Source organism: Mycolicibacterium novocastrense, assembly GCF_001499835.1.
Classification (GTDB): Bacteria; Actinomycetota; Actinomycetes; order Mycobacteriales; family Mycobacteriaceae; genus Mycobacterium; species Mycobacterium novocastrense.
In genome coordinates this window covers 26,585-38,127 of record NZ_LQIH01000030.1, presented here as the reverse complement: position 1 = coordinate 38,127, position 11,543 = coordinate 26,585, and the positions used below count along the sequence as shown (strand labels likewise).

The 11,543-nt window shown below is 68.5% G+C and carries 10 protein-coding genes; 6 read left to right on the top strand and 4 right to left on the bottom strand.

The features are described from left to right. The first annotated feature begins 4 nt into the window (after positions 1-4). From murJ to AU072_RS19370, 6 genes are all read left to right on the top strand, one after another. The gene (gene murJ, locus AU072_RS19395; protein ID WP_082697457.1) at positions 5-3,616 is read left to right on the top strand and encodes a murein biosynthesis integral membrane protein MurJ; all 3,612 of its coding nucleotides are present in this window, start codon (positions 5-7) and stop codon (positions 3,614-3,616) included. Positions 3,617-3,683: 67 nt separating this feature from the next. Continuing rightward, on the top strand, positions 3,684-4,250 hold the full coding sequence (sigM, locus tag AU072_RS19390; protein WP_064415307.1) for an RNA polymerase sigma factor SigM: 567 nt from the start codon (positions 3,684-3,686) through the stop codon (positions 4,248-4,250). Positions 4,251-4,307: 57 nt separating this feature from the next. Then, positions 4,308-4,925 carry an RsmA family anti-sigma factor gene (locus AU072_RS19385; protein WP_064415306.1) on the top strand — a complete coding sequence of 206 codons (618 nt, stop codon included), beginning with the start codon at positions 4,308-4,310 and terminating at the stop codon, positions 4,923-4,925. Between the two features lie 93 nt (positions 4,926-5,018). Next, positions 5,019-5,990 (top strand): thioredoxin-disulfide reductase, encoded by a 972-nt coding sequence (trxB, locus tag AU072_RS19380; RefSeq protein ID WP_064415310.1) that lies wholly within the window; start codon positions 5,019-5,021, stop codon positions 5,988-5,990. Positions 5,991-6,003: 13 nt separating this feature from the next. Next, positions 6,004-6,339: a thioredoxin gene (gene trxA / locus AU072_RS19375; protein ID WP_064415305.1), complete on the top strand. Its 336-nt coding sequence runs from the start codon at positions 6,004-6,006 to the stop codon at positions 6,337-6,339. A 154-nt stretch (positions 6,340-6,493) separates the two neighbouring features. Further along, a complete protein-coding gene (locus AU072_RS19370) occupies positions 6,494-7,690 on the top strand; it encodes an N-acetylmuramoyl-L-alanine amidase (protein WP_064346125.1) in 1,197 nt (398 codons plus the stop codon). Here the strand turns inward: AU072_RS19370 and AU072_RS19365 are convergent. From AU072_RS19365 to rsmG, 4 genes are all read right to left on the bottom strand, one after another. Beyond that, the gene (locus tag AU072_RS19365) at positions 7,677-8,483 is read right to left on the bottom strand and encodes a hypothetical protein (protein WP_064415304.1); all 807 of its coding nucleotides are present in this window, start codon (positions 8,481-8,483) and stop codon (positions 7,677-7,679) included. The genes AU072_RS19370 and AU072_RS19365 overlap by 14 nt on opposite strands. 207 nt (positions 8,484-8,690) lie before the next feature. Then, on the bottom strand, positions 8,691-9,677 hold the full coding sequence (locus AU072_RS19360) for a ParB/RepB/Spo0J family partition protein (protein WP_064415309.1): 987 nt from the start codon (positions 9,675-9,677) through the stop codon (positions 8,691-8,693). Positions 9,678-9,783: 106 nt separating this feature from the next. Next, entirely contained in the window at positions 9,784-10,842 is a 1,059-nt protein-coding gene (locus AU072_RS19355; protein WP_064415303.1) for a ParA family protein, read from the bottom strand. Continuing rightward, positions 10,839-11,528 carry a 16S rRNA (guanine(527)-N(7))-methyltransferase RsmG gene (gene rsmG, locus AU072_RS19350; protein WP_064415302.1) on the bottom strand — a complete coding sequence of 230 codons (690 nt, stop codon included), beginning with the start codon at positions 11,526-11,528 and terminating at the stop codon, positions 10,839-10,841. Before rsmG ends, AU072_RS19355 begins: the two co-directional genes overlap by 4 nt. Positions 11,529-11,543: the final 15 nt, after the last annotated feature.

The window sequence follows — 11,543 nt, the reverse complement described above, 5'->3', positions numbered from 1 at the left end:
TCCGCTGTGGGTTCCCCGGCGCGAACCTCCGCCCCGGCTCAGCCGCGGCCCGGCCCCCCGCCGCCGCGCCGGCCGCGAAGAACTGTCCGACGCGGCGGTGGTCTCGCGCTCGTGGGGTATGGCGGTCGCGACGCTGGTCAGCCGGCTCACCGGGTTCGCCCGCATCGTCTTACTCGCGACCATCCTCGGCGCCGCGCTCACCAGTGCGTTCTCGGTGGCCTACCAGCTGCCGAACCTGATCGCGGCGCTCGTCCTCGAGGCCACGTTCACCGCGATCTTCGTGCCGGTGCTCGCGCGCGCCGAGCGCGACGATCCCGACAACGGCACCGCGTTCATCCGCCGCCTCGTCACGCTGACGACGACGCTACTGCTGATCATCACCGCGTTGTCGGTGGCGTCGGCGCCGATGCTCGTCGACCTCATGCTCGGCAGCGATCCCGAAGTCAATCGCGATCTGACCACCGCGTTCGCCTACCTGTTGCTGCCGCAGGTGCTGTTCTACGGGTTGTCGTCGGTGTTCATGGCAATCCTGAACACCCGCAACGTATTCGGGCCGCCCGCCTGGGCGCCGGTGTGCAACAACATCGTCGCCATAGCGACGCTCGGCGTGTATCTCATTGTCCCCGGCGAACTCTCGGTCGACCCGGTGAAGATGGGCAACGCGAAACTCCTCGTGCTGGGTATCGGCATGACCCTCGGGACCGTGACCCAGGTCATGGTGCTTCTGGTGGCGATCCGCCGCGAACGCATCAGCCTTCGCCCGTTGTGGGGCATCGACGAACGGATGAAGCAGTTCGGCGCCATGGCCTCGGCGATGGTGCTGTACGTGCTGATCAGCCAGATCGGATTGATCGTCGGCAACCGAATCGCCAGTGGCGCCGCGGCTTCCGGGCCCGCGATCTACAACTACACGTGGCTGGTGCTGCAGTTGCCGTTCGGCATGATCGGGGTGACGGTGCTGACCGTCGTGATGCCGCGGTTGAGCCGCAACGCGGCCTCCAACGACCAGCGCGCGGTGCTCGCCGACCTTTCGCTGGCCACCCGGCTGACGATGGTGACGCTCATCCCGATCGTCGCGCTGATGACGGTCGGCGGACCCGCCATCGGCAGCGCGCTGTTCGCCTACGGCAATTTCGGCGAGGTCGACGCCAACTACCTCGGCATGGCGATCACGCTGTCGGCGTTCACGCTGATCCCCTACGCGCTTGTGCTGCTGCAACTTCGGGTGTTCTACGCGCGGCAACAACCGTGGACGCCGATCCTGCTGATCGTCGTGATCACGACGGTCAAGATAATCGCCTCGCTGATCGCGCCCCACCTCACCGACGACCCCGACCTGGTGGCCGGCTACCTCGGGACGGCCAACGGCCTGGGCTTCGTGGCGGGTGCGGTGGTCGGCTACTTCCTGTTGCGGGCCAATCTCGACCCGCCGGGCGGCCGGCTCATCAACCTGCAAGTCGTGCGCACGGTGCTGGTCACGATCGCCGCCTCACTGCTGGCCGCGATGGCGGGCCAGGTCGCCGACAAATTGTTCAGCCTGGAGTCGCTGACCCGCACCTGGGGCGGCGCCGGCTCCCTGCTGCGTCTGGTCGTGCTCGGCGTGGTCATGGTGCCGATCATCGTCGGCGTCCTCCTCGGCGCGCGCGTCCCCGACGCCCACGCGGCCCTCGATGCGGTCCGGCGCCGACTCGGTGCTCGCACCGGGCGCGACGGGGTAGCTGTCGCGGCCGCCGACCGGCCACGGGCGCGCACCCCTCTCCCGTACCCTGAACAGAGGAATTCGTCCGCACCAGGGCGTCGGCACAGCCCGCCGGCCGTCCGGCGCGGACCACCTGCCCCCGTTGCCGGGGATTGGATGCGGAAAGGACCAGCGGTGACCGACGAACCCGCAGGCGGCTCCGCGCCCACACCCGAAACCGCGACCAGGAAGCTCCCGACCGGGCAGTCCGACGTCGTCGCCGACGACCTGCGGCCCGACGTGCCCGACCCCGGTCAGACCACCGAGTTCGCCGCCGAGAACGGCACGACCCGGTTACCCGCGTCGGGTCGGCCGCCCTCGGATTACGGCGGCGACCCCACCCGTGAGCCCCTCGCGTTCGACCCTCCGCGCGAACCGGCCATCGAGGCCGCGACCTCCGACGAGGACATCCACCTCATCCCGGGCGCGATGGTCGGTGGCGGCCGCTATCGCCTGCTGGTGTTCCACGGCGGCCCGCCCACGCTGCAGTTCTGGCAGGCACTCGACACGGCCCTGGATCGCCAGGTGGCGCTCACCTTCGTCGACCCGGACAACACCCTGTCCGATGAGACGCTGCGCGAGATCCTCACCCGCACCCGCAAACTGAGCAGCATCGACATGCCCGGTATCGCGAGGGTGCTCGATGTGGTCAACACCGGATCGGGCGGGCTGGTGGTCTCGGAGTGGATCCGGGGCGGCTCGTTGACCGAGGTGGCCGACACCTCGCCGTCCCCGATCGGCGGCGCCAGGGCGATGCAGTCGCTGGCGGCGGCCGCCGAGGCCGCGCACCGGGCCGGAGTCGCCCTCTCGCTCGACCATCCGGGTCGCGTCCGGGTCAGCATCGAGGGTGACGTCGCGCTGGCCTTCCCGGCGACGCTGCCCGACGCGACCCCCGAGGACGACATCCGCGGAATCGGCGCGGCGCTGTACGCGCTGCTGATCAACCGGTGGCCACTGCCCGAACACGGGGTCCGCAGCGGCCTGGCCCCCGCCGACCTCGACTCCGCCGGACAACCGATCGAACCCCGCGCCGTCGACCGCCAGATCCCCTTCCAGATCTCGGCCGCCGCGGCGCGCGCGGTACAGGAAGGCGGCGGCATCCGCAGCGCACCGACCCTGCTGAACCTGCTGCAACAGGCCACCGCCATCGCCGATCGCACCGAGCTGATCTCTCCGGTCGATGAAGCCGACCGCCCCGCGACCCCGGGAGTCGCCGGCGGTACCGACCCGGAGACCGAGGCGCGTCGCCGCAAAGCCCTCATGATCGGGCTCGGCGTCGGCGGCGCCATCGTCGTGATCGCACTGGTGGTGCTGGCGACGGTACTGAGCTCGATATTCGGTGACGTCGGCGACGGTCTCGGCGGCGACCGGCTCGGACTCAACGACCCGACCACCAGCGAGTCGGCCGAAGGCAGCACCGACAGCGGCAATGTCGTCAAACCGACTGCGGTGACGGTCTTTTCACCCGAAGGCGAGGCCGATGCCCCGGCCGATGCGCCCAAGGCGATCGACGGCGACAAGTCCACGGTGTGGCCGATCGACACCTACACCGACTCCGTGCCCTTCCCGAACTTCAAGAACGGCGTCGGGCTGATGCTGCAACTGCCGCAGTCCACCACGGTCGGCGAGGTCGACATCGACCTCAACAGCACCGGTACGGCCGTCGAGATCCGCTCCGCGCAGACACCGACGCCGTCCTCGCTGGCCGACACGACCGTGCTGACACCGGCCACCCAGCTCAAGCCGGGCTCCAACACCATCAAGGTCGAGAACGCCTCGCCGACCTCCAACCTGCTGGTCTGGGTGTCGACCCTCGGCCAGGTCAACGGCCAGAGCCGGTCCGACATCGCCGAGGTCACGGTCCGGTCGGCGTCCTGACCCGATTCATCCCCAGCCCGGCAAAGATGTGTCGGGAGGCACCCGCGTAGCCGTTTAGTGTTCGGCTGTGGGGACCTTCGGGGGGCAGGCCCGGGAACGCAGCGACGCGGAGTTGCTCGCCGCGCATGTGGCCGGTGACCGCTATGCGTTCGAGGAGCTGTTCTACCGCCACCACCGGCAGCTGTACCGGATCGCGCGCATCACCAGCCGCAACCCCGACGACGCCGCCGACGCGCTGCAGGACGCGATGCTCAAGGCGCACCGACGCGCGCCCGCCTTCCGCTACGACGCGGCCGTGAGCAGCTGGCTGTACCGCATCGTGGTGAACTCCTGTCTGGATCGGTTGCGGCGCAACAAAACCCGCACCGCCGAAACGTTGTCCGACGACCAGGGCCACATCGGTGACCCGGCCTCGCGCGTGGACACCGCGATCGTCGTCGAGCGGGCATTGATGCGATTGCCCGTCGAACAGCGCGCCGCGGTGGTGGCCGTCGACATGCAGGGATACTCGGTGGCCGAGACCGCCCGCATGCTGGGTGTGCCCGAAGGCACCGTCAAGAGCCGGTGCTCGCGCGCCAGGACCAAACTGGCCGAGGCGCTCGAGTACTTCGCCGCGGAGGCAGCCGCCGACTGAGGGGAACCGCGGGCATATCCGTCGCGTCCAACATGTCGTGGTGGAGACTGGCTAGCGATGCAGACCGGAACGGACGACGACTCGGATCCGGCGGTCGAGCGGGTGCGCCGCGGGCTGGCCGAATTGGCTCACGACGAGGACTCGGCGCCGGAGGTGCCCGCGGGCGTCACCGCACGCATCGGTGCCGCCTTACGGTCCGCCGGTGAACCTCGTCACACGGTCGAACGGCCCCGGCTCCGCCGACTGCAGGTCCTCGGACTCGTCACCGGCCTGGCCGCCGTGACCGCCGGGGTGGTCATCGGCACCGCGATGCTGGGCCGCGAGCCCACCCCGCGGTTCTCCCAGCCCGGGCCGACCGCCGAGCGCATCACCGTGTCGCAGCGCCCGCCCGCCTTCCCGCTGACCGGTCCGCAGCTCACCGGCCTGCTGTCGGCGCCACCCGAGTACGGGCCGCTGTCCGATCCGCGCCGCCGCGCCGCCTGCCTCGAGGGATTGGGCCACACCGCGACCACGCCCATCCTGGGAGCGGAGGCCGTCGAGATGGCCGGCCGGCCCGCCGTGGTGCTGCTTCTGCCGGCACGCGCGACAACCGACGTCCTCGCCGTGGCCGTCGACGCCGCGTGCCCTGCGGCTCACGGTGGGCTACTCGCCGAGACCGTGGTCAAACGACCGTAGTCTGTCCCCCGAGGTTGTTCGGAAACTCCGGGAACACCAGCGCCTACGCTGATGTTCATACCGGTGTCGCGAACACGCGGCAGAAAGGCGCTCATGACCACCACATCCACGGTTCACGATCTGATCATCATCGGATCCGGCCCGGCCGGCTACACCGCAGCGATCTACGCGGCGCGTGCGCAGCTCCAGCCCTTGGTGTTCGAAGGCGTCCAGTTCGGCGGTGCGCTGATGACCACCACCGAGGTGGAGAACTATCCCGGCTTCCGCAACGGCATCACCGGTCCGGAGCTGATGGACGAGATGCGCGAACAGGCGCTGCGCTTCGGCGCCGACCTGCGCATGGACGACGTCGACGCCGTCTCACTGGACGGCCCGATCAAGAGCGTCACGGTCGGCGACGACACCTACCGGGCGCGCGCGGTCATCCTCGCGATGGGCGCGGCGGCGCGGCACCTGGGCGTGCCGGGCGAGGAGGCCCTGATGGGCATGGGCGTGAGCACATGCGCGACGTGTGACGGCTTCTTCTTCCGCGACGAGGACATCATCGTCGTCGGCGGTGGCGATTCGGCCATGGAAGAGGCGATCTTCTTGACCAAGTTCGCCCGCAGCGTCACGCTGGTGCACCGTCGCGACGAGTTCCGCGCCTCGCGGATCATGCTGGACCGGGCGCGCGCGAACGAGAAGATCACGTTCCTGACCAATACCGACGTCCTCGAGGTCGAGGGCAGCCCGAAGGTCAGCGGAGTCCGCTTGCGCAACAAGGTGACCGGCGAGGAGTCGAAGCTGGCCGTCACCGGTGTGTTCGTCGCGATCGGCCACGACCCGCGTTCGGATCTGGTTCGCGGTCAGGTCGACCTCGACGAGGACGGTTACGTCCTGACGCAGCAGGGTTCGACGAGCACCTCGATCGAAGGCGTCTTTGCCGCAGGCGATCTCGTCGACCGCACCTACCGCCAGGCGATCACCGCCGCGGGCACCGGCTGCTCGGCGTCCATCGACGCCGAACGCTGGCTCGCCGAAATCGGTTCTGGCCCAAGCGATGAAACCATCGAAACACCAGTTTGATAGGAGCAGCCCAATGACCGAGAGCACCGGATCCACGGTAGCGGTGACCGACGACTCGTTCTCCGCCGATGTGTTGTCCAGCAGCACACCGGTGCTGGTGGACTTCTGGGCGACCTGGTGCGGTCCATGCAAGATGATCGCCCCCGTGCTCGAGGAGATCGCCGCCGAGAAGGCCGGCGCATTGACGGTCGCCAAGCTCGACGTGGATTCCAACCCCGTCACGGCCCGCGATTTCCAGGTGGTGTCGATCCCGACGCTCATCGTGTTCAAAGACGGCTCCCCGGTGAAGCGGATCGTCGGTGCAAAAGGCAAGGCTGCGCTGCTGCGCGAGCTCAGCGACCTGGTCTAGCCGTGCTCTGACGGCCGTGTAGCGCCGCAATCCGGGGCGCGGACACCGGCCTGGGGTTTTCTTGAATCGGCGAAGTGTCTGCGACAATCGTGCCTAGCCCGTCAACTTGGTCGGCGCCCTCGCGCAGCTGACAACCGTGACTGAAAGGCCGCATATGTCCAGTCTGCGTCGCGGTGACCGCGGGTCCGCGGTCACCGAGATCAGGGCTGCGTTGACGGCACTGGGCATGCTCGAGAACTCCGATGAGGAGATCACCACCGGCAGGCACATCGCGCTGGACCTGTTCGACGCCGAGCTCGACCACGCCGTGCGCGCCTTCCAGCAGCATCGCGGTCTGCTGGTCGACGGGATCGTCGGCGAAGCGACTTACCGTGCGCTCAAAGAGGCCTCGTACCGTCTTGGTGCCCGCACGCTCAGCCACCAGTTCGGCGCCCCGATGTTCGGCGACGACGTCGCGACACTGCAGGCCCGACTCCAGGACCTCGGCTTCTACACCGGTCTTGTCGACGGGCACTTCGGTCTGAGTACGCACAACGCGTTGATGTCATATCAGCGCGAATACGGCCTGTACCCCGACGGGATCTGCGGCCCGGAAACATTGCGCTCCTTGTACTTTCTGGGATCGCGCGTCACCGGCGGCTCTCCGCATGCGATCCGCGAGGAGGAGCTGGTCCGCCGCTCCGGTCCACGGCTCTCGGGTAAGCGCATCATCATCGACCCGGGCCGCGGCGGTGACGACCACGGTCAGATCATGCAGGGACCGGGCGGACCGATCAGCGAGTCAGACATCCTGTGGGACTTGGCGAGTCGGCTCGAGGGCCGGATGACCGCGATCGGTATGGAGACGTTCCTGTCGCGGCCGGCCAACCGTGCACCCTCGGACGCCGAACGCGCAGCGACGGCCAACGCCGTCGGCGCCGACCTGATGATCAGCCTGCGCTGCGCCACCCAGCCCAGCCCCGCCGCCAACGGTGTCGCCTCGTTCCACTTCGGGAACTCACACGGTTCGGTGTCCACCATCGGACGCAACCTCGCCGACTTCATTCAACGAGAAGTGGTGGCCCGCACCGGGTTACGTGACTGCCGCACCCATGGGCGGACGTGGGACCTGTTGCGTCTGACCCGGATGCCGACGGTGCAGGTCGACGTCGGCTACATCACCAATCCGCAAGACCGGGCCATGCTGGTGTCCTCCCAGGCGCGCGACGCGATCGCCGAGGGCATGCTCGCCGCCGTGAAACGGCTCTACCTGCTCGGCAAAAACGACCGCCCCACAGGCACTTTCACGTTCGCCGAACTGCTCGCCCACGAGCTCTCGGTCGAGCAGGCCGGGCGCGTCAGCCCCTCTTGACCCCGCGCGCGGTCAAGCCCACCGAACCCGCGCCCGCACCGACCGGCTGACGTATCTGCGCGAACTCGAACAGCCGCTCCAACGCCGCCTCGACGTCAGCCTTCCAGCCCAGCCCCTGCTCCAACTCGAGGCGTAGCCGCGGGAAGTAGCGGTGCTGGGCGACGACGACGAAGCCCGCATCCAGAAGTAGGTCGGCGTCGAGCACGCACTGTTCGACCGAGCAGTCGCCGAGCACCTCGATGACCGGGCGTAGGGCCGGCGTCACCGCACCCGGTTCGGCAAGCTCGCTGACTTCGGCGGTGTGCGCGAACGCTTCGAGCGCACGAGCCCCGCGTCGAACCAGGTCCCCCACCACCGCCGCGATCAGCGCGCGCGACAATCCCTCGGAGTCCTCACCGGATTCGATGCCCAGCGATGTGAGCAGTACCGCGTCGGCGCTGACCGGCGCGGTCGGGAAACGGTGTGCGCGCGGGACGGCGCCAGGCGGCGCATAGAACGCGTATCCCAGGCACGCCTCGTCCCCGCGTAGCGGAGCAGGGCCGTCGTCGGTCTCGCCGTCGGCGCACTGCACCGCGACCTGTCCGCACGATCCCCATTCGAGCATGACCATCGACAGCCATGCCTCCTTCTCGAATTCGGGATCAGACAGGTGATCGTCGACGCCGGGGACCGCGGCGCCGGTCGCGTCCCGCCCGAGGGTCTGGGGATCGACCTCCCAATACACGCAGCGGCGGGCATGCTTGGGCAACTGCTCGAACGCTTCGAGCCGTAGAGGCGTGATGCGTGCCGACACTAGACTCCCCGAGTCCTACGCGGTGCAGAGGTGCACAGCTGCCCCTCCAGGATAGAAGGGTGCGCACACCTCGACGCTCCGTTTTTCCGGCCTCTCGCGTCGAGCGACGAAACGTGTTGTGTCACAGGTGGTTTCCTTCGAAGGGCAGCGGTCACGCCGATGAGACCCGGGTTGTGTCACAGTGACGTAATTACCTGGTGTGGTAGGTCACCGTTCGGATGCGCTCATTAGTTCGACTATGCGCTGCAAGTCGTCCACCGAGCCGAATTCGACCACGATCTTGCCCTTGCGTTTGCCAAGGCTGACGGTGACGCGCGTATCGAAGGCCGTGGACAGCCGCTCGGCAACGTCCTGGAGGCCGGGCATGTTGATCGGCTTGCGCTTGGGCGCCGCCGGCGCCTGCGGGCCCGCGCTGTTGGCCAGTGTCACCGCTTCCTCGGTGGCTCGCACCGACAGTCCCTCGGCGACGATGCGCGCGGCCAGCTCCTCCTGCTTGTCCGGTCCCCCCTCGAGCGACAGCAGCGCACGCGCATGTCCGGCTGAGAGCACCCCGGCGGCTACCCGGCGCTGCACGGCGATGGGCAGGCGGAGCAATCGGATCATGTTGGTGATCACCGGCCGCGATCGCCCGATTCGCGAGGCCAGTTCATCGTGGGTGACCTCGAACTCGTCGAGCAGCTGCTGGTAGGCGGCCGCCTCCTCGAGCGGGTTCAGCTGCGCGCGGTGAATGTTCTCCAACAGCGCGTCGCGCAGCATGCTGTCGTCGGTGGTCTCGCGGACTATCGCCGGAATCGTGGCGAGGCCGGCCTGCTGGGCCGCGCGCCAACGCCGCTCCCCCATCACGAGTTGGTAGCGGGGCGCCCCCGGTTCGGGCCGCTGAAGCGTACGCACGACGATCGGCTGCATGAGACCGAACTCGCGGATCGAGTGGACGAGCTCGGCGAGCGCCTCCTCGTCGAAGACCTGGCGCGGCTGGCGCGGATTCGGCTCGATCGACGCGGGGTCGATCTCGCGGTACACCGCGCCCACCTCGTTGGTCACGCCCCCGTTCGACGGCCCGCCGATCACGACATCGGCCGCTGCGTCGCCCATTCGCGGACCGAGTTCGGAGTGGTCACCGTCGGCGGGTCCGGTGGGAATGAGCGAAGCCAGGCCGCGGCCGAGTCCGCTGCGCTTGCGGGTGGGTTGGCTCATCATCTACTCCTCTTCGCGCAAGCGTTCATCGGTACGTTCTGCCTTTCTACGCAACCGCTCATCGGTTGTTCCGGTTTTGGCCCGGTCTGTGCTCTGGCGCAGGCGCTCATCGGTGCTCCGCGATCTCGCGGCTCGCATCCAGGTAGCTCATCGCTCCGCGCGAGCCCGGGTCGTAGCCGAGGATCGTCATCCCGTAACCGGGCGCCTCGGACACTTTGACGCTGCGTGGGATGACGGTGCGTAGCACCTTGTCGCCGAAGTGGGCCCGCACATCGGAAGCGACTTGGTCGGCGAGCTTGGTGCGCCCGTCGTACATCGTCAGGATCACCGTGGTCACATCGAGTTGCGGATTGAGGTGTGCCTTGACCATCTCGATGGTTCGCATGAGCTGGCCGACGCCTTCCAGTGCGTAGTACTCACACTGGATCGGGATCAGCACCTCCGGCGCGGCGACGAACGCGTTGATGGTCAGCAGGCCGAGCGACGGCGGACAGTCGATGAACACATAATCGAAGTTGAACTCGGTGAGCGACGCCAGTGCCGCGCGCAGGCGGCCTTCGCGGGCCACCATGCTGACCAACTCGATCTCGGCGCCGGCGAGGTCGATGGTCGCGGGCACACAGTAGAGCCGCTCGTTGTGGGGGCTGCGCTGCAGAGCATCGCGCAACGGGATCTCCCCGATCAACACCTCGTACGACGACGGCGTCCCCGGTCGGTGCTCGATGCCCAGTGCCGTGCTCGCGTTGCCCTGCGGATCGAGGTCGATGACGAGCGTCTGCAGTCCCTGGAGAGCGAGCGCCGCCGCTATGTTGACGGCCGTGGTCGTCTTGCCGACCCCACCCTTCTGGTTCGCGATCGTGAACACGCGCTGCCGATCGGGTCGGGGAAGGCTGCCCTTCGACGCGGCGTGAAGCAGTCGCACGGCGCGTTCGGCTTCGGCGCCGATCGGGGTGTCGATGCCGACGGGATCCTCCCACCGGTCCTGGGCCGGCTTCTCCGGCCACTTTTCTTTGGGGGCGCTGGCGGCGCCGGGCGAGGTTTCACGTGAAACATCGGTCCGGGCGCCGTTGGCCGGCTGAGCGGCGGCGCCGGTTTCACGTGAAACATTGGCTGCCCGGGCGGCGGGTTCGGCGGGTCCCCGCACCCCGTTCTGCGGCGCCGTCATCCTCGTCGCCTGCCCGTTGGCCGGTGCGTTACCGCCTTCTCCCGCCGTGCCACGACGACGGTCGCGGGTGGATCCAAGTAGTTCGCGCCACACCTCATCACCCTTACATCGGCCGCGCCGAGCGACGCCATCACACGCCGATGGTCGCGGATCTCCTCTTCGGCACGCTCACCCTTGAGGGCAAGCATGTGGCCGTCGACGCGAAGGAGCGGCATGCTCCATCGAGTCAGCTTGTCCAGGGAGGCCACCGCCCTGGACACCACTACGTCCGTCTCCCCCATTTGCGTCCTCACCCCCGGCTCCTCGGCCCGTCCACGCACGACCGCCACATCGATCCCGAGTTCGTCGACCATCGCGCGCAGGAAGTCGCTGCGCCGCAGAAGTGGTTCGATGAGCGTCACCTGGAGGTCGGGTCGGGCCAACGCCAACGGTATCCCGGGAAGGCCCGCGCCACTACCGATGTCGGCGACTCGGGCGTCGGGCCCGACGAGCTCCGACAGCGCCGCACTGTTGAGGATGTGGCGCTCCCAGATCCGGTCGACTTCCCGCGGACCGATGAGGCCGCGTTCGACGCCCGCGCCGGCGAGCGTCGCCGCGTATCGCTCGATCAGGTCGAGGCGCTCATTGAACAAGGAGGCGGCCGCGTCCGGCGGCGCCGACACCTCCCCATGTTTCACGTGAAACATCCTCCGGATCGTCGC